We start from the raw sequence: 23,458 nt of genomic DNA, 5'->3' as shown, positions 1-23,458 counted from the left end.
AGGTGATGAGCGATGGCGGGCCGAGCGGCCGAACCCGAAGTGATCTGGGCGCGGCCCGAGCGCACCGGCCGCGGACCGAAACCGGCCTACAGCCGGGCCGACATCGTGGCCGCGGCCGTCCGCATCGCCGACGCCGAGGGCATCGACGCCGTCTCCATGCGCCGCATCGCCGCCGACCTCGGCTGCGGCACCATGTCGCTCTACAACTACGTGCCGCGCAAGGAGGACCTGTACGAGCTGATGGTCGACGCGGTCAGCGGCGAGTACGAGCTCGGCGAGCCCAGCGGCGACTGGCGTGCCGACATGACCGGCCTCGCCCGGCAGACCCGCGCGATCATGTACCGGCACCCCTGGCTCACCCGGGTCATGACCACCGCCTACGGCTTCAGCCCGAACGCCCTGCGCTATCTGGAGTGGTGTCTGGGCTGCCTGGTGCCACTCGACGTGGCGCCCGGCCTGAAGATGCAGCTCATCGCCCTCGTCAACGGCACCGTCATGGCCACCGTCCGCAACGAGCAGGCCATCGCGGAGCGCGCCCGCGGACTGCCCTGGAGCGAGGAGGAGGAGCAGGCGGTGCGCGGCGCCTACCTCATGCAGCAGGTGATGACCGGCGCCTACCCGCACCTCGCCGGGCTGCTCGCCGCGTCCCCCGGCCCCATCGACGCCGACGAGATCTTCGAGCAGACCATCGCCCGGCTCCTCGACTCCTTCGAGCCGCAGAGCGACGGAAACGCCTAGAGCAGCACGAACTGCCCCTCCGGGCCCTCCTCCTGATGGTCGAGGACGGACGCGGGCCGACGGGCCCCGTCCGGCACGGGCAGCACCCCGGCCGCCCGCAGTGCACCCCGGCCCACCCCGTCCGCCACGGCGTGCGCCGTGAGCGCCGCGCGCTCCGGCTCGCGCTCCGCGAGCAGGGCGAGCACCGTGATGAGTTCGAGCAGCTCCGAGGTCCACTCCTGCGGCCAGACCGCCGGCCCGATCGCCTCCAGGCTGCCCGGCTCGGCGGGCGCGGTCCGGTGCGCGAACCACTGCTCGACCATCCGCACCCCGCCGACCTCGAACTCCCACGCCCCGGCCGGCACCGGCGAGATCCGGCCCTCGGCCGACCCGTCGCCGAGGACCAGCACCTCCTCCTCGGGGTCGTACGCGAGCGTCGTCGGCCGGGCCGGGACCGCCGCCCGCACATAGGGCCGACGCCCGCCCGGCAGCCGCGGCCTGTCCCCGCCGCGGGCCCCGCGCAACTGCACCTCGACGAGCGAGCGGCCGAGCGCCACGCCCCCCGCCCACACCTCCGGGTCCGCCGGCAGCGGCACCCGGCACCCGGCGGGCGAGGGGACGCCCGCCGCGACCGCCCAGGCCGCGAGGTCCGCGGCGCCGACCCCGTGCCCGTACCGCTCGCCGAGCAGCGGCAGCAGGCCGGGCACCAGATTCGGCTCCAGGCCGCCGGGGCGGCGGAACAGCGGGCGGATCCGGCCGGGGCGGCCCGCGGGGGAGCGGCCGTCGGGCAGCGCGGCCGTCACCAGGAGCGCGGGACCGGCCGCGCCGGGCACGTACCCCTGCTCCACGGCGAAGAGCTGGTGCTCGTCGGCGACCCGCCACAGCTCGGGCCGCGCGGCGTCGATCAGGCGGTGGTCGGGCAGCAGCCACTGCTCGTCGAACGGCCCGTGCGCGAGGCGTACGGGCTCCGGGCAGGGGCCGGGCTCCCGGGCCAGCCGTGCCGTGCCGGTCCGCTGCCCGGGCAGCGCGGCCACCGAACTCGCCGGGGTGCGCGCCCGGCTGGGCCGGAACAGCGCCTCCCGCTCCGCGCCCCGCGCCGCGGCGAGACGGTCCCAGCGGGCCCGCAGGGTGCGCGGATCCGGGGCGACGATCCAGGAGCGGCCGAGCCGCAGCGGGGCCACGGACCACGGCATGAGGTCGTCGAGCAGGGGCAGGTCGTCCACGGGCGCCGCGAGTTCCGTCACGCCCCGCATGCTAACGACGCCCCTCGGTGGGCCTCCACCCCGTCTCCGGCGGTCAGTGCCCTCCGGCGGTCAGTGCGCTTCGACGACCAGTGCCCTCCGGAGGTCAGCTGCCTTCCGGCGGTCAGAGCGCTTCGACGGTCAGTGCCCTCCGGCGGTCAGAGCGCTCGGACGGCCCGTGCGCTTCGGCCGTCAGTGCGCTTCGACCGTCACCGTGAACGAGAAGCGGTCGCCGCGGTAGCGGATCCGGGCCACGTCGACGACCCGGCCCTCGTCGTCGTAGGTCACGCCGGTGTAGTGCAGGATCGGCGAGAGCAGCGGGACCTGGAGCAGCTGGGCGGTCTCGGGGTCGGCGAGCCGGGCCTCGACGGTGTCGGTGATCCGGCTGATCTTCACCCCGACGACGTCGCGGAGCACCTTCGTCATCGGCCAGCGCTCCAGATCGGCCGGATCGATGCCGGCGGCGATCTCCGGGAGCACCGCGTTCTCCGCCCAGTTGGTGGGCTCGCCGCTCTCGCCGTCGGCGCGCAGCCGCCGGAACACGGCGACCTCGCCGGCCTGCGGGAAGTACTCGGCGAGCTCGCCGGGCACCGCCTCGGTGCCGTGGCCGAGGACGGTGGTTCGCTCGCCGGACTGCTGGGCCACGATCGCGTCGATCGAGCCGAGCAGCCGGCGCGGGGTGGAGCGCCGGGCGCCCGGTTCGATGAAGGTGCCGCGCCGCCGGTGCCTGCTGATCAGGCCCTCCTCCTCCAGCTCCTTGAGGGCCTGGCGCATGGTCAGCACACTCACGCCGTAGTGCGCGGCGAGCTGCTCCTCGGTGGGCAGCCGCAGCGAGGCGTCGGGGGTGCGGCCCAGTATGGAGGCGCGCAGCGACTGCGAGACCTGGTACCAGAGCGGCAGCTTCCGGTTCAGGACCAGCGAGTCGGGGGCGAAGGCGGTCACGGCTCTCTCCGTACTCCGTACGACGACGATGGTGCCCGGGCCTTACGGCCGGAAGTGGCGCTCCAGACCCTGCCACACGTCGTCGTAGCCCTGCTGCAGGTGGTCGGCCCCGGCCGCCTGGGCGGTGGCGGTGACCGGCCAGCGGGTCTCGAACATGAAGGCCAGACCGTCGTCGATCTTCTGCGGCTTCAGCTCGGCGGCGCTCGCCCTGTCGAAGGTCTCCCGGTCCGGGCCGTGCGCCGACATCATGTTGTGCAGCGAGCCGCCGCCCGGCACGAAGCCCTCCGCCTTGGCGTCGTAGGCGCCCTCGATCAGGCCCATGTACTCGCTCATCACGTTGCGGTGGAAGTACGGCGGCCGGAAGGTGTCCTCGCCGACCAGCCAGCGCGGCGCGAAGACGACGAAGTCGACGCCCGCGAGGCCGGGTGTGTCGGACGGCGAGGTCAGCACCGTGAAGATCGACGGGTCCGGGTGGTCGTAGGAGATCGTCCCGATGACGTTGAACCGGTGCAGGTCGTAGACGTACGGGGTGTGGTTGCCGTGCCAGGCGACGACGTCCAGCGGCGAGTGGTCGTAGGTCGCGGACCAGAGGTTGCCGCAGTACTTGTTGACCACCTCCACCGGGCCCTCGACGTCCTCGTACGCGGCGACCGGCGCCCGGAAGTCACGGGCGTTGGCCAGACCGTTGGCCCCGATCGGGCCGAGGTCGGGAAGCTGGAACGGGGCGCCGTAGTTCTCGCAGACGTAGCCGCGGGCGGTGTCGTCGAGGAGCTCGACGCGGAAGCGGACGCCGCGCGGGATCAGCGCGACCTCGCCGGGCCGGACCGCGAGCAGGCCCAGCTCGGTGCGGAGCAGCAGCCCGCCGCGCTCGGGGACGATCAGCAGCTCGCCGTCGGCGTCGCTGAAGACCCGCTCCATCGGCGCGTTCGCGTGGTAGAGGTGCACGGCCATGCCGGCGCGCTGGGCCGCGTCGCCGTTGCCGCCGAGCGTCCACAGGCCCGCCAGCCAGTCCGTACCGGCGGCCGGCTCCGGCAGCGGGTTCCAGCGCAGCCGGTTCGGGTCCGGCACGGTCTCGGTGAAGGGCGCGCTGCGCACGGCGCCGTTGTCGATCCGGACGAACGGCGGATGGGCGGCCGAGGGACGGATCCGGTACAGCCACGAGCGCCGGTTGTGCGCTCGGGGCTCGGTGAAGGCACTGCCGCTCAGCTGCTCCGCGTAGAGACCGAGCGGCGCCCGCTGCGGCGAGTTGCGCCCGTCGGGGAGTGCGCCGGGGACGGCCTCGGTGCTGTGTTCGTTGCCGAATCCCGTGCTGTAGGTCAGTGCGTCGGCCGTCTTCGTGGCCTGTTCCGCGTTCAGCGCGTGCATCGTGTGCTCCTGTCCTGACGCTCACAACAATCCTATGCATGACCGTAGGATTCCGCTCCCGCTCACGTCAACGGTGCTCGCGGGCCCAGTGGCCTCCGGTCCGCGTCCGGACGGCGTCCGCGACCGTCCGTCGAGCGGCGTCCGGCGCCCGGCCGAGCAGCGTCCGCCCCGGCCTCCGGCCGACGCCCGGCCGTCGCCCACCCCGGCCTCCGTCCGTCGCCCCGGCCGTCGCCCACCCCGGGCTCCGTCTCCGTCCGGCGCCCGGCCGAGCAGCGTCCGCGACCGGCCGTCGGCCGCCGCGGCCTTCAGCGGCGTGGTGCGACCGGCCGTCGCCCGCCCCGGCCTTCCCCGGCATGATGTCCCCCGTGCCCCGAACCGACCCGTCCTCCGTGCCCGGGCCCGCCCTGCGGCGCGCCCCCGTGCAGCAGCGCAGCGCAGCGCGGCTCGCCCGGATCCTCGACGCCTGTGCCGAACTCCTCGACGAGACCGGCTACGAGCAGCTCAGCACCCGGGCCGTCGCCGCCCGCGCGGGCGTGCCCATCGGCTCCGTCTACCGGTTCTTCGGCAACAAGCGGGCCATGACCGCCGCCCTCGCCCACCGCAACCTCGACAGCTACGCGGCCCGCATCAGCGCCGGCCTCGCCGCGCTGCCGGCCGTCGACGCGCTGAGCGCCATCGACACCGTCCTCGACGCGTATCTGGAGATGAAGCGGACCGTGCCCGGCTTCGGCCTCGTCGACTTCGGCCCGCCCGGCCCCGACGAGGCCGGCGAGGAGCACCCCAACCACCTCGTCGCCGACCGTATCTGCGCCCTGCTCGCCCCGCCCCTCGGCCGCCCGGCCGACGCGACCATGCGCCGCAAGATCCTCGTCGGCGTCGAGGCCACCGACGCGCTGCTGCAACGCGCCTTCCTCGTCGACCCCGCCGGGGACCCGGACCTCGTCGCGGAGACCCGCGAACTCCTGCACGCCTATCTGGCGCCCGCCCTGCGCTGAGCCCTGTTCCACGTCGAGCCCTGTTCCACGTCCCTACCGGTCGGTATGCTCGCGCTCGTCCGCGCACCGCCGCCCCGGGGAGACCGCCATGTCCACCGCCCTGCGCATCTGCCCCCTGTGCGAAGCGACCTGCGGGCTGACCCTCACCCTCGACGGCGACCGGGTCACGGCCGCCCGCGGCGACAGCGACGACGTCTTCAGCCGGGGCTTCGTCTGCCCCAAGGGCGCCGCCTTCCCCGAGATCGACGCCGACCCCGACCGGCTCACCCGCCCCCTGATCCGGGACGAGGGCGCGTTCCGCGAGGCGAGCTGGGGCGAGGCCTTCGACCTGATCGCCGCCCGCATCCGCCCGCTGATCGAGGAGCGCGGCCCGAACGCCGTCGGCCTCGTCCTGGGCAACCCCAACGTCCACACCGTCGCCGGCGCCCTCTACCCGCCGCTCCTCATCGGAGCCCTGCGTACCCGCAACCTCTTCACCGCCTCCACGCTCGACCAGATGCCCAAGCACGTCTCCAGCGGACTGCTCTTCGGCGACGCGTTCGCCATCCCGGTGCCCGACCTCGACCGCACCGACCACCTGCTGATACTCGGCGCCAACCCGCTGGACTCCAACGGCAGTCTCTGCACCGCCCCCGACTTCCCCGGCCGCCTCAAGGCCCTGCGCCGCCGCGGCGGCACCCTCACGGTCGTCGACCCGCGCCGTACCCGCACCGCGCGCCTCGCCGACCGCCACCTCGCCTTGCGCCCCGGCACCGACGCCCTCTTCCTCGCCGCGCTCGTCCACACCCTCTTCGCCGAGGACCTGGTGCGCCTCGGCGCCCTCGCCGACCACGTGCAAGGCGTGGAGGAAGTACGGGACGCGGTACGGGACTTCAGCCCCGAGGCCGTCGCCGACGCCTGCGACCTGGCCGCGGACACCATCCGTACCACCGCACGCGAACTCGCCGCCGCCCCGACCGCCGCCGTCTACGGCCGCATGGGCTCCTCCACCGTCGCGTACGGCACCCTCGGCAACTGGCTCGTCGACGTCCTCAACGTCCTCACCGGCAACCTCGACCGCCCCGGCGGCGCTCTCTTCCCGCTCTCCGCCACCGCCCCGGCGCCCCGCCCCGCCGGACCCGGCAAGGGCTTCGCGCTCGGCCGCTGGACCAGCCGCGTCTCCGGCCACCCCGAGGCCAAGGGCGAACTCCCGCTCGCCGCCCTCGCCGAGGAGATCGACACCCCCGAGCGGACCCCGGGCGAAGGGCGCGTCCGCGCGCTGATCACCATCGCCGCCAACCCCGTCCTGTCCGCCCCCGACGGGCGGCACCTCGACGCGGCGCTCGACTCCCTCGACTTCATGGTCGCCGTCGACCCGTACCTCAACGAGACCACCCGCCACGCCGACGTCGTGCTGCCCCCGCCGCCGCCCTCGCAGAGCGCGCACTTCGACTTCGCCTTCAACCAGTTCGCCGTCCGCAACCAGGTCCGCTACACACCCGCCGCCGTCCCGCTCGCCGAGGGCCGCATGGACGAGTGCGAGATCCACGCGCGGCTGATCCTCGCCGTCTCAGGCACAAATGGCGCCCCGCCCTCCGCCGTCGACGACCTCGCCATCGACTCCACCCTCGCCAAGGCCGTCGCCCAGGAGCACTCGCCGGTGTACGGGGAGGACCCGAAGGCCGTCGCCGCGCGCCTCACCGGCGCCACCGGACCCGAGCGGCGCCTCGACCTGATGCTGCGCCTCGGCCCGTACGCCCGCTCGCACGGACTCACCCTGGACGCCCTGCGCGCCGCCCCGCACGGCATCGACCTCGGTCCGCTCCAGCCGCGGCTGCCCGGGCCGCTCAAGACCCGCAGCGGCCGAATCGAGCTGCTGCCCGCGCCGATCGCCGCCGACCTGCCGCGGCTGCGCGCCGCCCTGCACGACGTCCCCGAGCCCGGCACCCTCCGGCTCGTCGGACGCCGCCATCTGCGTTCGAACAACAGCTGGCTGCACAACATCCCCGCCCTCACTGGCGGCTCCAACCGCTGCACCCTCCAGGTCCACCCCGAGGACGCCGGCCGCCTCGGGCTCACGGCCGGCGCGCCCGCCCGGATCAAGGGCGAGGGCGGCGAACTGACCGCCGAGGTCGAGATCACCGACGCCGTACGGCCGGGTGTCGTGAGCCTCCCGCACGGCTGGGGCCACGACCGCCCCGGCACCCGGACGGCGGTCGCCGCCGCCCGCCCGGGCGTCAACGTGAACCAGCTCCTCGACGGCTCCCGGCTCGACCCCCTGTCCGGCACCGCCGTCCTCAACGGCTTCCCCGTCTCCGTGTCGCCTGCGCTGTGACACCGCTGTGACCTGGGGTTTTGCTCGTATTGCTCACGCGTCAACGTCTTGTTAACGCCTTCACGCGGCACCTACCGTCATCCGCACCGCCGCTCTGGCGGCAGTGTTCAAGGGTGAACGACGTGAGGTGTCCTCCATGCTGACCATCCTCGGCTTCGCCATGATCGCGACCTTCCTGGTCCTGATCATGACGAAGAAGATGTCGCCGATCGCGGCGCTCGTGCTCATACCCGCGCTCTTCTGCGTCGCCGTCGGACAAGGGGCCCAGCTGGGCGACTACGTCATCGAGGGCGTCGGGAAGCTGGCGCCGACGGCCGCGATGCTGATGTTCGCGATCGTCTACTTCGGCGTCATGATCGACGTCGGCCTCTTCGACCCGATCGTCCGGGGCATCCTGCGCTTCTGCAAGGCCGACCCGATGCGGGTGGTGGTCGGTACGGCGGTGCTCGCCGCGATCGTCTCGCTCGACGGCGACGGCTCCACGACCTTCATGATCACTGTCTCGGCGATGTACCCGCTCTACAAGCGGCTGGGCATGAGCCTCGTCGTCATGACGGGTGTCGCCGCCACCGCCAACGGCGTCATGAACACGCTGCCCTGGGGCGGCCCGACGGCCCGCGCGGCCACCGCGCTCAAGCTGGACGCCGCCGACATCTTCGTCCCGATGATCCCGGCGCTCGGCGTCGGCCTGGTCTTCGTCTTCGTCCTCGCCTACGTCCTCGGCCGCCGCGAGCGCAAGCGCATCGGCTACCTGAGCCTCGACGCGGTGCTGACGCCGCAGGCCGAGACGGTCCTGGTCGGCGCGGGCGGCGGCAAGGGCGGGGCCAAGGGTGAGGCCAAGGGTGAGGGCAAGGACGGGGCCAAGGGCGGGGCGAAGGGCGGTTCTGCGGCGGGCCTGTCCGCTGACGCCGGGACTCAGGGCGCTCTTGAGGCTCAGGGCGCTCAGGGCGCTCACGGTGAGGACGGCTTCCAGGGGCTCGACCCGAAGCGCGAGACGCTGCGGCCCAGGCTGTACTGGTTCAACGCCGGTCTCACCGCCGTACTGCTCACCGCGATGATCATGGAGTGGCTGCCCATCCCGGTGCTGTTCCTGCTCGGCGCCGCGCTCGCGCTGACGGTCAACTTCCCGAAGATGGCCGCGCAGAAGGCCCGGCTCGCCGCCCACGCCGACAACGTCCTCAACGTCGCCGGCATGGTCTTCGCCGCCGCCGTCTTCACCGGTGTGCTCACCGGCACCGGCATGGTCAAGCACATGGCCGACTGGCTCGTCGGCGCCATCCCGGACGGCATGGGCCCGCACATGGCCCTGGTCACCGGCCTCCTCAGCCTCCCGCTGACCTACTTCATGTCCAACGACGGCTTCTACTTCGGTGTCCTGCCGGTGCTCGCCGAGGCCGGCGCGGCCCACGGCGTGTCCCCGCTGGAGATCGCCCGCGCCTCCCTCGTCGGCCAGGCGCTGCACATGTCGAGCCCGCTGGTCCCCGCGGTGTACGTGCTTGTGGGCATGGCGAAGGTGGAGTTCGGCGACCACACCCGCTTCACGGTGAAGTGGGCGGCGCTGACCTCGCTGGTGGTGCTCGTCGCGGGCATCCTCTTCGGGATCATCTAGTCGCTGGTTCGATCGGGTGGAAGTCGGAGGGTGGCACGGCCGTGTGCCACCCTCCGTAGTCATGTGTGACCAATAGTCAGATTATCGGCTCGCTTGTCCGAGATCTGTACGACTGGAGGAACTCCCGCATGACCGTCAAGGCTCTCCGCCCCCTGATCGCCACCACGGCGACCGCGCTCACCATCGGCTCCCTCGCCCTGGCGGGCGCTCCCGCCGCGTACGCCGCCCCGGGCGACAACGGCGACGTCAAGATCCACAACGTGGGCACGCCCGTCGACGACGAGAGGAACGAGCCCAAGGTATGCCGGTTCTACCTCGACGCCTTCAACTTCGACGTCCTCCAGGAGGTCGACTGGACGATCGTCCCGCAGCCGCCCAAGGCCGGCTCGCCCAGCCTCAGCGGCCACATCACCCTCAACAGCGGCAGGGGTCACACCGGTGAGCTCGCCCTCCCCAACGGCATGTACAAGCTCACCTGGACCTTCGAGGGCGAAAACGGCTCCGGCAAGCACAAGGTCTTCCAGGTCGACTGCCCGCCCGGCGGCGGTCCCGGCGGCAACAACAACGGCGGCAACAACAACGGCGGCAGCACCGGTGGTCACGGCCACCACAAGCCGCCGCACGGACCGGTCGGCGCGGGCGGAGGTGGCGCGGCGGACATCACCGCCCCCGCGGACGACAGCGCCGCCTTCGGCGTCGGATCGGCCATCGCCGCGGCTCTCGCGGGCACCGCGGGCCTGATCCTCATCCGCCGCTCGCGCCGCCGCACCGATGGCGCCGCGTAGGTCCGTTCCCCCGCGCGGGACGGCCACCGCCGGCCGGGCCCCGGCCGGCGGGCGCCGCCCCCGCCCGCGCGGCCGCACCACCCGCCGGCAGCGACGGCTCGTCCGGCTCGCCCGAACCGTCGTCGTGACGATGTCCCTGGTCACCGCCGGTGTCTGGTGGGCCCAGGACGACGGGTCACCGCCCGGCCCCGCGCTCGCCGCGGGGCCGGCCGTGCACGGCGGGGCGGCTCCGGTCCACCCGACCCCGCCCCGCCCGACGCCTCACCCGGTGTCGCGCCCCCGGCCCAAGCCGCAGCCGCCGCCCGCGCCGCTGGGCCGCTCCCGGCCCACCACCCTCGCCGTCCCCGCGATCACCATCGAGGCCCCCGTCGTCGGCCTCGACGTCGACGCCTCCGGCCGCCTCGGCACCCCGCCCGTGGACAACCCCCGGGTCGTCGGCTGGTACGCGAACGGCGTCACCCCCGGCGAACGCGGCACCGCCGTCGTCGTCGGCCACCGCGACACGCGCACCGGCCCGGCGATCTTCCTCAACCTCAACTCGCTCAACCCCGGCAACACCGTCCGCGTCGCCCGCGCCGACGGCCGCGTCGCCGTCTTCACGGTCGACCGCGTCCGTACGTACGCCAAGTCCTCCTTCCCCGACTCCGAGGTCTACGGCCCCACCACCCGCCCCGAACTCCGCCTCCTCACCTGCGGCGGCACCTTCAGCCGAAAGGACGGCTACGAGGCGAACATCGTGGTGTTCGCGCATCTGACCGGCGTGGACCGGAAGATCTGACGGGGAGAGGGAGGAAGGGGGAGGGGTACGGGACGGTGCGGGCGACCCGACGGCGCGGGAGCGCCCCCGACGGCGGGGCAAGGCCCGGCCCAAGGCGGCGCAAGGCCCGGCGCCCAGGGGTGCGGTGCTGGGGATCCGGTGCACGGCGTTGCGCCTACGGCCTGTGTGGCAGGCCTGGCGCGGGCCGGTGTCCAAGGCCCGGCGGCCAGGGGTGCGGTGCTGGGGATCCGGTGCATGGCGTTGCGCCTGCGGGCTGTGTGCAAGGCCTGGTGCGGGTCCGCGCCCAAAGCCCGGCGCCCAGGGGTGCGGTGCTGGGGTCCGGTGCAAGGCGTCGCGCCCGAGGGTCCGGTTACCCGAGGGTCCGGTTATATGGCGTTGCGCCCCAGGCCCCGGTGTATGGCGTTGCGGCCCAGGCCCCGGTGCACGGTGCGTTGCCCGGGGCGGCAGCCCCCGTCCCCGTCGGCTTGTTCGCCGCCTGTCCAGGCCGCCCCGCTCCTCAGCCCGCTCCGCCCCCGCGAGCCCACTCCAGCCTCCGCGCGCCCGCCGGGTACGGCAGTTCCGCCGCGAGTTCCGCCGCTCGCGCGAACTCCCGCTCGGCCGCCCGCGCCCGGCCCAGCGCCGCGAGTGCCGCCGCGTGAGCCGTGCGGGCCTCTGTCTCGGCGAGGCGCTCGCCCGCGCCGCGTGCCCGGGTCACCTCGGCGGCGGCCACGTCGGCGGCCTTCTCAGGGCGCCCGCAGGCCAGTAGGGCCCATGCCTGGACGTGCGCGGTGCCGGTCTCACGCTGCCCGGCGAGCAGGGTGAGCGCCTGCTCGGGGCGGCCCTCGCGTACCGCGAGTTCGGCGCGGGCCGAGCGCACCTCGTACTGGGCCTGGTGGTCGCCCTGGGCGCGGGCCGAGCGTTCGGCCGGGTCGAGGAGCGCCCCCGCGCCCGGCTCGCCCGCGCGCATCCGGACCCGGGCCAGGGCCACGAGGGCGTACGGCCGGCACCAGCAGGCGTCCGCCTCGGCGTCCCGTACGGCCGTCGCGGCCAGTTCACGGGCCTGCGCCGGCTCCTCGACCAGCAGGTGCAGCTCGGCCAGGTTGGCGCGCTCGAAGACGGAGGCGGTCGGATCGCCGGAACGTTCCGCCAGGTTCAGCGCCCGGCGCCCCGTGGCGATGGCCTCCCGCAACCGGCCCGCCCGCCGGGCCGTCTCGCGGAGCACGGACAGAACGGCGGCGAGCAACTGCGGATCCCCGTACGCCTCGGCGTGCGGAAGGGCCGCCTCCGCGGCCGGCCCCGCCTCTCCGAAACGGCCGGCGAGGCCGAGCGAGGTCGCCCGCGCCGCGAGCGCGCGGGCCAGCAGGCCGCGCCGCTCGGGGCCGGGCACGGCCTGCGCCGCCTCCTCGGCCGCCCGCGAGGCCGTCACGCTCTCCTCGTAGCGGCCGGCGACGAAGCACAGCACCCCGCGCGCGAGATGGTGCGCGCTCGCCACCGCGGCGGGCGTGTCCGGTCCCGGCGGGGTCGCGTCAAGGAGCCGGAAACCCTCGTCCGTACCGCGCGTCTTCGGCATCAGCTCGGCGAGGCGCGCCGCCGCGAGCACCCGGCCGTCCGTGTCGCCGCGCCGCTCCAGCTCTGCGAGCGCCTCGCCCAGCAGCCGCGCCGCCTCCTCGAAGCGGCCCATCCGGCGCAGCACCGCGCTGCGGTCGATCCGGGCGCGGGCGGACTCGGCGGCCAGGGCGTCGAGCCGGCCGGTGAGTTCGGCGTAGTAGCGGTCGGCGGTGTCGTTGGCGTAGAGGGCGGCGGCCCGTTCGGCGGCCTGCCGCAGATAGCCGGTGGCGCGCGGGTCGTCCGCCCGCGCCAGATGGGCGGCGAGGGTGTCCACGGCCTCGGGGCGGCGGCTCAGCACCGCCTCCGCGTACGCCGAGTGCAGCAGTCGGCGCCGGGCCGCCGACAGGCCGTCGTAGCAGGTCAGACGTACCAGCGGGTGACGGAAGGCGAGCCCGGCCACCGGCCGGCCGGCCATGACCACCTGCCGCTCCTCGAGGACCGACGCGGCCACCGCCGCCTCCACGGCCTCGGTGACCCCGGCCGTCGAGAGCCGCGGCCGGCCGCCGCGCCGGGCCACGTCCAGGACCTCCGCGAGCGCCGCGTCCTGGCCGGCCACCGCGACCACGTCCACCACCCGGCGGGCCGCCGGATCCAGCCGCCCGAGCCGTTCCGCGACGAGCTGCCGCACGCCCTCCGGCGCACCGGAATCAGCGGGGTTCGTCCCGTCCTTGAGGGCCCGGGCCAGTTCGAGGGCGAACAGCGGGTTGCCGAGGGACAGTTCCCACACCCGTTCGGGTACGGAGAGGGGTACGGCCCGCGGTACGGGCTCCGGTACGGCCCGCGGTACGGATCCGGCCGCGCCGTCGGCGAGGGCCGCGCCACCCGCGGGGTCCGGGCCGTCCGCGGGGTCCGGGCCGCCTGTGAAGGCCCTGCCCCCGGGGGCCGGGCCGTCCGCGATCCCCGCGCCACCCGCCCGGGGGACCGCACCGTCGCCGAATGCCGCGCCATCGGCGAGGGTCGCGCCACCCGCGGGGTCCGGGCCGTCCGCGGGGGCCGGGCCGCCCGTGAAGGCCCCGCCCCCGGGGGCCGTGCCGTCCGCGATCCCCGCGCCACCCGCCCGGGGGACCGCACCGTCGCCGAACGCCACGCCACCGGCGAGGGTCACGCCGCCCGCGGGGGCCGCGCCGCCCCCGAGACCCGCGCCCTCCGTCAGCGCGTCCGCCGCCACCGCCAGGCACGCCTCCCGTGAGAGCCGTGGCAACTCCACCCAGTCGGCCAGCGACTGGCGGCGCAGGGCCTCCAGGGCCTGGCGGCGGGGATCGGCGGCGGGTAGTTCCTCGCCGCGCACGGTGGCGAGAACTTGCCAACCGCTTCCGCGCTCCCGGGCCCGGCGCGCAAGATGGCTGAGGAGCTGGAAGGTACCCGCGTCCGCCGCGTGGAGATCGTCCAGCACCAGCATCACGGGCCGCTCCGCCGCCAGTTCGCCGAGCAGCCCCGCCGTCGCCCGGAAAAGCCGGTCCCGCTCCTCCTCGGGACTGCGCCCCGCCGCCGGGCGCACCCGCCCCAAGGACGGCAGCAGGGCGGCCAGTTCGGGATACTCCGCTCCCGCACGGGCCCGCTCCGCGGCCGGCCGGTCCGCCAGCCAGCCGTCCAGAGCCTCGGCGAAGGGGCCGTAGGGCGTGTGCCCCTCCGCGTCATGGCCCGCGCCCCACAACACCGCCGTGCCGCTCCCGGCAGCCAGCCGGGCGGCCTCGCCGACGAGCCGGGTCTTGCCGAGACCCGCCTCGCCGGTCACCAGGAGGACCGGCGGCGCCTCCTCGGACAGCAGCCGGGCCAGCACCTCGTCGCGGCCGCGCAGCGGCGGGCCCGGCGGCAGTCGCAGTGCGGGCGGCGGCGTGGGCCGGGTCGTGCGCCGGGCCGCGCGGCGCGCCGGCCGGGGCGCGGCCAGGGCCTCCTGGTGCAGCGCCTCCGTCTCCGGTCCCGGCCGCACGCCCAGCTCGGTGTCCAGCGCCTCCCGGCACAGGTGGTACTGGCGCACCGCCCGCCGCCGCAGCCCCTGGCGGAGATACGCCTCGATGAGAATCCGATGCGCGCCCTCCTCCGCCGGCGCCGCCGCCAGGACCCGCTCGGCGGTCGGCACCGCCTCCTCCGGCGCGCCCGCGGCCAGATGGGCGGCGGCCAGCGCGAGCAGGGTGCGCTCGCGCAGGGCGGCGAGGTGCGCGCGGCGGGCCTCGGCCCAGGGGGCGTAGCGGTCCTCCGGCAGCAGTTCGCCGGTGAACGCGTCCAGGGCGGCGGCGAGTCCGGCCCGGCCGCCGTGCACCAGGGCCGCCTCGGCGCCGGCCTCGGCCTCGTCGGCGTCGATCCGTACGGTGCGCGGATCGAGCCGGAGCAGGGAGCCGTCGCCGGTCAGATAGGAGGAGGCGGCACGCGGGGCGAGTTCCGGCTCGATCGCCCGGCGGGCGGCGTGCAGCGCCACCCGCAGACTGCCGAGCGCCGCCTGCGGGTCGGCGTCCGGCCAGCAGAACTCCATGGCCTGCTCGCGGTGGAGGCTGTGCCCGGGGGACACCGCGAGCAGTTTCACGAGCGTGCGGGCACTGGGCCGGGGCCACCGCTCGGCGAGCGGCGCGCCGCCGTCCCGCTCGACCCGGAAGCCCCCGAAGAGGTGGATCCGGAGCGTCGGAGCGTCAGCAGCGTCCGTGTCAGTGCTCATGAGGGCGCCCACTTTAGTGGGCGCCCCCGAGAAAGGATCTTGTGGGAAGGGACGGAATTTATGAAGCGGACAGCACGCCGGTCAGCAGGCCGCGGAGCCCGTAGTCCGACAGCAGATAGCGCCCGCCGGAGAGTTCGATCGTGCGGTCGAAGCCGGTGTCGTCCTTGCCGAGGCCGACGACCTCGTCCACGCCGTCCCCGGTGAGGTCGGCGACGACGAGGTTCTGCGTCGCGTAGCCGTTCAGCCGGGTGAGGTGGTCGGGGTAGTTGTGGCCGGCGGTGAGGACGGCCGGGTCCCATACGTAGGCGGCGCCCTCGGTGCCGCCGACGATCAGCCGGCGGCCGCCGGGGCCGGTGGCGAACTCGGCGCGGTGCAGGGTCGGCAGGGTGAAGATCTCGTACTCGGCGCCGTCCCGGTGGAAGGTGCGCAGGCTGGCGGTGCCGGCGAGGACCAGGCCCTCGTCGCCGGTGAACCAGTTGCCCACCGTCCACGCCCCGCCGCCGGTCGCGGTGTGCACGACCTTGCCGGTGCGGACGTCACGGAACTCGAGGTAGGTGGTCCAGTAGGCGCCCTCACGGACGATCCAGGAGTGGACGACCGCGTGGCCGTCGGCGTAGGGGATGCCGGGGGAGGCGTACACGCCGTGGTAGAGCTGAGCGGCGTAGACCTTGGTGTCCGGGTCGCCGGTCCAGGCCGGGGCGGCCCGCCAGGCGAGGGCGCCGGTGGCCGCGTCGAGGGCCATGCCGCCCACCGTGCCCGATACGTCGAGCACGCCACGGGTCTGGTACGAGCCGAGGACCTTGCCGTCGGCGACCGCCAGGTCGGAGAAGGCGAGCTCGCTGCCCTGCGCGCCGCCGCCGGGGGCGTACTCCCACAACTCGCGGCCGGAGCCGGCGTAGGCGCGGACCGCGTCCGTGGGGACGAGGATGTCGTCGGCGCCGTCCCCGTCCAGGTCGGCGACGGTGACCGAGCGGACGAACCGGCCCCGGCCGTCGATCCGTGCGCGGATCCGTCCGGTGCGGGCGTCGACGACCACGGCGGCCTTGTCGGCGGCCACCACCAGGTCGTCGGCGTGGCCGTCGCCGTCGGTGTCGCCGATGCGCAGGTCACCCTGGACCGAGCCGGGCAGGGTGGTCTGCCACAGGAGCCTCGGCTTCCCGGCGGCCAGCGAGGGGCCGTCGTAGGCCCACAGGCCCTGCGACTGGCCGCCGACGACCAGGTCCTTGCGGCCGTCGCCGTTGACGTCGGCCGCGAGCCCGGCGTGCAGGTTGCCCTGGAGCGGGGTCAGGGAGGACTGGCCGCCGTTGCCGAGCCGGAAGGAGCGGATGTTCTGCTCGTTGTCGACGGTCCGCACCCGCCACTCGCCGTCCTCCGTCCGATACGGCTGGGCGTAGAGGGGGGAGACGTCGGGGCCCTTGTGCTGCCAGCGCACCGAGCCGTCCCGGCCGGCGAGGGCGACCAGGGTGCCGTAGCGGGAGCCGCCCGGGTTGGCGGCCGTCTCCTTGTCGGCGGTGGTGAAGTACGAGGCGAGGACCCGGCCGTCGACGATGCGCAGGCCGAGCGCGGAGTCGCCGTCCTTGCTGTTGGACTCGTCCCGCTTGACCGTGTACGACCACAGCTGGGTGGCGTCGGCGCCGTCCAGGGCCCGCACGGTCGCCGTGTTGACGTAGAGGTAGGCGTCGAGCGTGGACTCGCTCACCACGTACTCGGGGCCGGCCTCGCCGCGCAGTTCGCCGATCCGAAGGCCGATGCCGAGGGCGTTGACGCGGGTGTCGAGGGTGGTGCGGGCGCCGGTCGCGGGGTCGTAGGCGGCGATCTCGTAGCGGACGCCGTCCCGGTAGTCGGCCTGCTCCAGGGCGACGAGCCGGCCACGCGCCGTGTCCTGGGCGAGCTGTCGCCCGTAAAGACCGCCGTCGGTGCGCCACTTCACCGTGCCGTCGGCGGTGTCGAGGACCAGGGTGTGCCCGGTGGCGGGGGCGGTCGCGGTCTTCTTCACGTACCAGGAGACGGCGAGCAGCCCGTCGCCGAGCGGCAGGGTGGAGCCCCAGCGTCCGTTCCGCTCCCGCGTCTCGTAGGTCCAGGCGGTGGCGGCGGTCAGCTGCGCGCCGTCGGCGGAGCGGGTGAAGCGCAGGGTCTGGAGGGAGGAGGTGGCGTCCTTGGGGGCGTTGGGGTTGGTGGACGGCTGGTCGCCGAGGACCAGGGTGTCGCCGACCAGCGTGACCTGCTGGATGTCGGCGTACAGCTTCGACCACAGCGTGCGGCCGGTGGCCCCGTCGAGGACGGTGACGAAGGTGCCGGTGGTGAGCGGCGAGCCGGGGGAGGTGAACGGGCGGTACGGGTTGTTGCCGACGTCGGCGGTGAAGACGACGTCCGCGATGCCGTCGCCGGTCAGGTCGCCCTGGGTCCAGCCCCGGTCGGAGGCGTCCAGGAACGGGCTGTTGGCGTTGAAGCCGATGGTGATCCGGGCCGGGTAGGGCTCGGTCTCCCACGGGCGGATGTTCTTCACCTGCCAGTCGGTGTAGAGGGAGGCGTTGTCGCGCTTCCAGACCGTGCGGCCGTCTGCGGCGAGCCGGGTGACCGTGCCCGCGCTGTGCACGGCGAGGAAGTCGCCCCGGCCGCCGCCGAGCTGGGCGGTGTCGGCCTGGCCCTGGTACGTCTCAAGGGCGGAGGCCCGCTTCAGCGCGAGCCCGCCGGCCGCCACGGGCTCGGTCGCGCCCTGGAGCGAGGCCGGCGGGCGGTCCTCGTTCTGCGGGGTGACGTCTTCGGGCGCGGCCGGTTCGGCGCGCCGCTCCAGGGCGTCGGCCTGGGCGTCGGTGAGGACGCGGCCGAGGGGTTCGTCGTCGGCGTGGGCGGTGGTGGCGGGCAGGGCGGCCGTGAGGGCGAGGCCGGCCGCCGCGAGCAGCGAGGCGAGGCGGACGCCGCGCGGGGATCGGTGGGACATCAGGCCCCCTTCGGGGAGTTCGGGGAGTTCGAGGAGTTCAGGGAGACCGGGGAGCTCGGGGCGAAGCGGATCGCGGAGCGGTCGGTGAGGACCGGCTGGTCGGCGGAGTACTCCAGGGCGTCCGTACCGGCCTGGTTCTCGATGCCGACGGTGGCCCGGCCGCCCGCCGCGTACGGGCCGGTGCTGAGCGACTGGTACTGGAGGACGATCGCGCCGGTCGCCTCCTCGAAGACCGCCTCGAACGTGATCCGTCGGCTGGTGTCGGCGGCGAAGGCCGCGTTCTCCCAGACGATCGCGAAGCGGCGCTGCCCGGCGGCGCCGGTGACGGCCGTCCGCACCGCCGACTTGGCGTCCAGGATGAGGTCGTCCCAGTGGGCGGCGACGATGCCGTTGGGCTGGTTGGCGTCCGGCAGCGTGGTGTTGACGTAGTCGCCGAGGCGCGGGGCGAGGAAGTTCACCAGGCCGTTGGTGGTGACGTGGGCCTGGGTGTAGGGGACGCCGTAGAAGGTGACGGGGAAGGGCAGGGCGAGCGTGGTGGCGTTCTCGTCGCCGGACAGCCGGACCTTGGTGGTGCCGGTGATCCAGGAGTAGGCGGCGGGGCGGCAGCTGTTGCCGGAGGCGTCGGTACGGGCGGGCAGCGCGGCCGTGACGGTCTCCGCGCCGTCCACGGTGAGGACGGAGCTGTAGCCGCCGTTGCACAGGACGGGCGCGCCGGGGGTCGCGGTGAGGGTGAAGGCGCCCTCGGCGACCGCCGGGAAGCGGAAGGCGCCGGCGGCGTCGGTGACGACCGGGGCCAGGGGCGCGTCGGTGAAGCGGACGGTGGCGCCCTGCAGCGGCTTGCCGGTGACGTCGAGGACGGTGCCGGAGACCGGGTGCGCGGGTACGGCGTCGAGCGCGAGGTCCCGGGCGAGGGCCTCGCCGCCGGTGACCGTCAGGCCGTCCTGCGTCAGGGCGCGGTAGCCGTAGCCGCTCGCGCCGAGGGTGTACGTACCCGCGGTCAGGTGCAGCCGGTAGGTGCCGGCGGCGTCGGTGGTCACCGAGCGGCGCCCGGAGCCGTCGGCCGCGGCGGCCGTGACGGTGATCCCGGCGAGCGCGGCGCCGGTGCCCCGGTCGGTGACCGTGCCGGTCACGGTGGCCGCCGTGTGCGGGGCCCGGTCGACGGCGCCGAGGACGTCCAGCTTTCCCTCGCCCCACACGTTGTTGGCGGCGCCCGTGCCACCGCAGTGGGTGTCGTCGACGTCCCGCGCAGACGCGTTCAGGACGGCCCGGGTGCCGTCGATGTCCCCGATCAGCGAGGGCGCGGCGGACCACAGCAGGGCGACGGCGCCCGCGACGTGCGGGGTCGCCATGGACGTGCCCGAGAGGGCCCGGTAGAGGCCGCCCGGCCAGGCGGAGCGGACGTCGACGCCCGGCGCGGAGATGTTCGGCTTCATGGAGCCGTCGACCGGGGACGGCCCGAAGCCGGAGAACGAGGCGATCCTCCCGGTCGCGTCGTAGGCGCCGACGCCGTACGCCGGGGCCTGCGCGCCCGGCGCCTCCGTGGTGGAACACGTGGTGCCGTCGCCCGCGTTGCCGGCGGCGAACGCCTCGAAGATGCCGGCGGCGTTCCAGGACTGGATGATGTCCCGGTAGAAGGTGGTCTCGCCGCCGCCCCAGGAGTTGTTGACGACGTCGGGGGCGAGATCGGGCCGCGGGTTCTGCCCGTTGTGGTCGGTCGGCGCCAGGATCCACTGTCCGGACTTCAGCAGCGAGGAGTCGGAGCAGCTGCGCGCCTCGCACCCCTTGGCGGCGATCCACTTCGTACCCGGTGCGACACCGATGCCGCCCGCGCCCGCGATCGTGCCCATCGTGTGGGTGCCGTGCCCGTTGTTGTCGCAGGGCACGCCGCCCGCGCACTGGCCCGTCGGGTCGTACCAGTTGTAGTCGTGGCTGAAGGTGCCGTCGCCGAGGTTGCCCCGGTAGTTGCCCTTCAGCGCCGGATGGTCGTACTGCACGCCCGAGTCGACGTTCGCCACGACGATGCCCTCGCCGCGGTCGTCGTACTGTCCCCAGACCTGGTCCGCGCCGATGTCCTTGACGCCCCACTCCGGGGTCGCCGCCGCCTCCGGGGCGACCGCCTTCGACGCGACCGCCTTCGAGACGTCCGCCTCCCCGGCGACCGGCCCCTCGGCGACGGTGCCGAGGGCGTAGTGCCGCTCCTGCCGCAGGGCGGCCACGTCCGTCCGGGCGGCGAGCCGCTCGACGAGCTCCTTGCCGCCGGTGACCTTCACGGCGTTCGCGATCCAGTACGACTCGTAACCGACCTTCGCCTCGTCCAGCCAGCGCGTCAGCGAACGCTGGCTCCGGACGGCCTCGGCCCGCAGCGCGTCGTAGGCGGCCCGCGCCTTGTGCGCGTGGCCGCGCCGCGCACGGGCCGTGGCGAGATCCGCGCGGTCCGCGAGCACGACGAAGAAGGTCGCCTCCCGGCCGGCCGCGACGGTCTCCCGGACTCCCGCGTCGACCTTGGCGGACGGCGCAGCGGACGGCGAGGCGGCCGGTACGGGGGAGGGGGCGGCGGCCGCGGCGGGCGCCGTGAGCAGGGCGGCGGCGGTGGCGGTGGTGACGGCGGTCGCGGCCCAGGCCGTGACTCCGCGCCTGAGCGGTGAGCGGGGCAGGTGCATGTGGGTGGCTCCTCCAACGCTGGTACGGGGGGAAGCCGGCGCCCCGCCCTCGTGCGGCCGAGCGGGCGGGACGGGCTCGGGCCCGGACGCTAGGGGCGCGCCGTTACTGGGGAATTACCGGCTCGGGCACGCCGGGCAAGGCGGAACCCGCCAGTTCGCGTCCGGCACGGCTGTCCGGCCGGGCCGTGGACAGGGCGCGCGGGCGCGGGCGAGGATCGGTCCGTACCAGGGAGAGCAGGCAGGTGGGACCTGGCGCCGAAAAACTAACAGCGCTAGTTTGGGTGGCCGGTGTCAGCGGCAAGGCCTGGCCGGCGCCGGCAGCACACCCCCGACCCCAGAGGAGACACCGCTGATGAAGGCCCACGACGGCATGTACATCGGTGGCGCGTGGCGGCCCGCCGCCTCCGCCGAGACGATCGCCGTGATCGATCCCGCCACCGAAGAGGTCGTCGCCCACGTCCCGGCCGGCAACGCCGAGGACGTCGACGCCGCCGTGCGCGCCGCCCGGGCCGCGCTGCCCGGCTGGGCCGCGACGGCGCCCGCCGAGCGGGCCGGCCGCCTCACCGCGCTCCGGGACGCGCTCGCCGCCCGCGCCGAGGAGATCGCCGCCACCGTCACCACGGAGCTCGGCGCGCCCCCGCAGCTCGCCGCCGCCGTGCACGCCGGGCTGCCGATCGCCGTCGCCGGTTCGTACGCCGAGCTCGCCGCGAGCCACCCCTTCGAGGAGAAGGTCGGCAACTCGACCGTCTACTCCGAGCCGGTCGGCGTGGTCGCCGCCATCACGCCCTGGAACTACCCGCTGCACCAGATCGTCGCCAAGGCCGCCCCGGCGCTCGCCGCCGGCTGCACCGTCGTGCTCAAGCCCGCCGAGGACACCCCGCTGACCGCCCAGCTGTTCGCCGAGGCGGTGCACGAGGCCGGCCTCCCGGCCGGCGTCTTCAACCTGGTCACCGGCCTCGGCACGGTCGCGGGCCAGGCGCTCGCCGAGCACCCGGACGTGGACCTCGTCTCCTTCACCGGCTCCACGGCCGTCGGCCGGAAGATCGGCGCCCTCGCGGGCGGTGCGGTCAAGCGGGTCGCCCTGGAACTCGGCGGCAAGTCCGCCAACGTCATCCTGCCCAGCGCCGACCTCGGCAAGGCCGTCGCCGTCGGCGTCGCCAACGTCATGTCCAACTCGGGCCAGACCTGCAGCGCCTGGACCCGGATGCTGGTCCACACCGACCAGTACGAGGAGGCCGTCGCCCTCGCCGCGGCCGCCGTCGCCAAGTACGTGCCGGGCGAGCGCGTCGGTCCGCTCGTGAACGCCAGGCAGCGCGACCGGGTCCGCGGCTACATCGAGCAGGGCCTCGCCGAGGGCGCGCGGCTGGTCGCCGGCGGCCCCGAGGCCCCGCGCGAGACCGGCTACTACGTGGCCCCGACCGTCTTCGCCGACGTCACGCCCGGGATGACGATCGCCCAGGAGGAGATCTTCGGCCCGGTCGTCTCGATCATCCGGTACGAGGACGAGGCGGACGCCCTGGCCATCGCCAACGGCACCGTGTACGGGCTCGCCGGCGCCGTCTGGGGCGAGGAGGCGGAGGCCGTCGCCTTCGCCCGCCGCATGGAGACCGGCCAGGTCGACATCAACGGCGGCCGGTTCAACCCGCTGGCCCCGTTCGGCGGCTGGAAGCAGTCCGGCGTCGGCCGCGAGCTCGGCGCGCACGGCCTGGCCGAGTACCTCCAGACCAAGTCCCTGCAGTTCTGAGCGTCGTACCGTCCCGGCCGCACCCACCCGAAGGAGCCCCACGCGTGATCCGCGCCGCCGTCCTGCCCGCCGTCGGCTCTCCGCTGGAGATCACCGGCATCGAACTGCCCGAGCCCGGCCCCGGCCAGGTCCGGGTGCGCCTCGCCGCCGCCGGGGTCTGCCACTCCGACCTCTCGCTGTCCAACGGCACCATGCGGGTGCCCGTCCCCGCCGTCCTCGGCCACGAGGGCGCGGGCACGGTCGTCTCCGTCGGCGAGGGCGTCACGCACGTCGCCCCCGGCGACGGCGTCGTCCTCAACTGGGCGCCGTCCTGCGGCGCCTGCCACCCCTGCTCGCTCGGCGAGGTGTGGCTCTGCGCCAACGCCCTCACCGGCTCCGCGAACGTCCACGCCCGCACCGAGGACGGCACCGAGCTCCACCCGGGGCTCAACGTCGCCGCCTTCGCCGAGGAGACCGTGGTCGCCGCGAACTGCGTGCTGCCCGTGCCCGACGGCGTGCCGCTCACCGAGGCCGCGCTGCTCGGCTGCGCCGTGCTCACCGGCTGGGGCGCCGTGCACCACTCCGCCCGGGTCCGCGCGGGCGAGACCGTCGCCGTGTTCGGCGTCGGCGGTGTCGGCCTGGCGACCCTCCAGGCCGCCCGGATCGCCGGGGCGTCGACGATCGTCGCCGTCGACGTGTCGCCCGAGAAGGAGGCGCTGGCCCGGGCCGCCGGCGCCACCGAGTACGTCGTCGCCTCCGACACCACCGCCAAGGACATCCGGAAGCTGACCGGCGGCCACGGCGCCGACGTGGCCGTCGAGTGCGTCGGCCGCGCCGCCACCATCCGTACCGCCTGGGACGCCACCCGGCGCGGCGGCCGCACCACGGTCGTCGGCATCGGCGGCAAGGACCAGCAGGTCACCTTCAACGCCCTGGAGATCTTCCACTGGGGCCGCACCCTGTCCGGCTGCGTCTACGGCAACTCCAACCCGGCCGAGGACCTGCCCGTGCTCGCCGGGCACATCCGCGCGGGCCGCCTCGACCTCGGCGCCATGGTCACCGAACGCATCACCCTGGACGGCATCCCGGGCGCCTTCGAGAACATGCTGGCGGGCAAGGGCGGCCGCGCGCTGGTCGTCTTCTAGAGCTGT

The 23,458-nt window shown here is 74.9% G+C and carries 14 protein-coding genes; 8 read left to right on the top strand and 6 right to left on the bottom strand.

Annotation, left to right across the window (positions count from 1 at the left end):
* The first annotated feature begins 12 nt into the window (after window positions 1-12).
* Window positions 13-738: a TetR/AcrR family transcriptional regulator gene (locus tag ACIRSU_RS27445; protein WP_403797300.1), complete on the top strand. Its 726-nt coding sequence runs from the start codon at window positions 13-15 to the stop codon at window positions 736-738.
* Here ACIRSU_RS27445 and ACIRSU_RS27440 read toward each other — a convergent pair.
* The 3 genes from ACIRSU_RS27440 to hmgA all read right to left on the bottom strand — a co-directional run bounded on the left by ACIRSU_RS27440 (window position 735) and on the right by hmgA (window position 4,265).
* Window positions 735-1,970 (bottom strand): type ISP restriction/modification enzyme, encoded by a 1,236-nt coding sequence (locus ACIRSU_RS27440; RefSeq protein WP_403797297.1) that lies wholly within the window; start codon window positions 1,968-1,970, stop codon window positions 735-737. The genes ACIRSU_RS27445 and ACIRSU_RS27440 overlap by 4 nt on opposite strands.
* Window positions 1,971-2,150: 180 nt before the next feature.
* The gene (locus ACIRSU_RS27435) at window positions 2,151-2,900 is read right to left on the bottom strand and encodes a GntR family transcriptional regulator (protein WP_403797294.1); all 750 of its coding nucleotides are present in this window, start codon (window positions 2,898-2,900) and stop codon (window positions 2,151-2,153) included.
* 42 nt (window positions 2,901-2,942) lie between these two features.
* The gene (gene hmgA / locus ACIRSU_RS27430) at window positions 2,943-4,265 is read right to left on the bottom strand and encodes a homogentisate 1,2-dioxygenase (protein ID WP_403797291.1); all 1,323 of its coding nucleotides are present in this window, start codon (window positions 4,263-4,265) and stop codon (window positions 2,943-2,945) included.
* Between the two features lie 356 nt (window positions 4,266-4,621).
* Here hmgA and ACIRSU_RS27425 point away from each other — a divergent pair, with 356 nt between their 5' ends.
* The 5 genes from ACIRSU_RS27425 to ACIRSU_RS27405 all read left to right on the top strand — a co-directional run bounded on the left by ACIRSU_RS27425 (window position 4,622) and on the right by ACIRSU_RS27405 (window position 10,746).
* Window positions 4,622-5,260 carry a TetR/AcrR family transcriptional regulator gene (locus tag ACIRSU_RS27425; RefSeq protein ID WP_403797526.1) on the top strand — a complete coding sequence of 213 codons (639 nt, stop codon included), beginning with the start codon at window positions 4,622-4,624 and terminating at the stop codon, window positions 5,258-5,260.
* 88 nt (window positions 5,261-5,348) lie between these two features.
* Window positions 5,349-7,574 carry a molybdopterin oxidoreductase family protein gene (locus ACIRSU_RS27420; protein WP_403797289.1) on the top strand — a complete coding sequence of 742 codons (2,226 nt, stop codon included), beginning with the start codon at window positions 5,349-5,351 and terminating at the stop codon, window positions 7,572-7,574.
* Between the two features lie 136 nt (window positions 7,575-7,710).
* Entirely contained in the window at window positions 7,711-9,183 is a 1,473-nt protein-coding gene (locus tag ACIRSU_RS27415; protein WP_403797286.1) for a CitMHS family transporter, read from the top strand.
* A 128-nt stretch (window positions 9,184-9,311) separates the two neighbouring features.
* Window positions 9,312-9,968: a hypothetical protein gene (locus ACIRSU_RS27410; RefSeq protein WP_403797284.1), complete on the top strand. Its 657-nt coding sequence runs from the start codon at window positions 9,312-9,314 to the stop codon at window positions 9,966-9,968.
* Entirely contained in the window at window positions 9,955-10,746 is a 792-nt protein-coding gene (locus ACIRSU_RS27405; RefSeq protein WP_403797281.1) for a class F sortase, read from the top strand. Before ACIRSU_RS27410 ends, ACIRSU_RS27405 begins: the two co-directional genes overlap by 14 nt.
* Before the next feature lie 496 nt (window positions 10,747-11,242).
* On the opposite strand, the gene ACIRSU_RS27400 is transcribed toward ACIRSU_RS27405, so the two are convergent.
* The 3 genes from ACIRSU_RS27400 to ACIRSU_RS27390 are packed head-to-tail and all read right to left on the bottom strand — an operon-like array spanning window position 11,243 to window position 20,584.
* Window positions 11,243-14,983 carry an AAA family ATPase gene (locus ACIRSU_RS27400; protein ID WP_403797279.1) on the bottom strand — a complete coding sequence of 1,247 codons (3,741 nt, stop codon included), beginning with the start codon at window positions 14,981-14,983 and terminating at the stop codon, window positions 11,243-11,245.
* A 58-nt stretch (window positions 14,984-15,041) separates the two neighbouring features.
* Complete coding sequence (locus ACIRSU_RS27395; RefSeq protein ID WP_403797276.1) at window positions 15,042-17,924, bottom strand: FG-GAP-like repeat-containing protein; 2,883 nt, start codon at window positions 17,922-17,924, stop codon at window positions 15,042-15,044.
* Entirely contained in the window at window positions 17,924-20,584 is a 2,661-nt protein-coding gene (locus ACIRSU_RS27390; protein ID WP_403797273.1) for a S8 family serine peptidase, read from the bottom strand. Before ACIRSU_RS27390 ends, ACIRSU_RS27395 begins: the two co-directional genes overlap by 1 nt.
* Before the next feature lie 352 nt (window positions 20,585-20,936).
* On the opposite strand from ACIRSU_RS27390, the gene ACIRSU_RS27385 reads away from it, so the two are divergent.
* Both ACIRSU_RS27385 and ACIRSU_RS27380 read left to right on the top strand, forming a co-directional pair.
* Window positions 20,937-22,328, top strand: a complete 1,392-nt coding sequence (locus ACIRSU_RS27385; RefSeq protein WP_403797270.1) for an aldehyde dehydrogenase family protein — start codon at window positions 20,937-20,939, stop codon at window positions 22,326-22,328.
* Window positions 22,329-22,372: 44 nt separating this feature from the next.
* A complete protein-coding gene (locus ACIRSU_RS27380; protein WP_403797267.1) occupies window positions 22,373-23,452 on the top strand; it encodes a Zn-dependent alcohol dehydrogenase in 1,080 nt (359 codons plus the stop codon).
* Window positions 23,453-23,458: the final 6 nt, after the last annotated feature.

Origin of the sequence: Streptomyces sp. NPDC101160 (genome assembly GCF_044768205.1) — a bacterium.
GTDB lineage: Bacteria > Actinomycetota > Actinomycetes > Streptomycetales > Streptomycetaceae > Streptomyces.
This window is presented reverse-complemented; position numbering and strand designations above follow the sequence as displayed.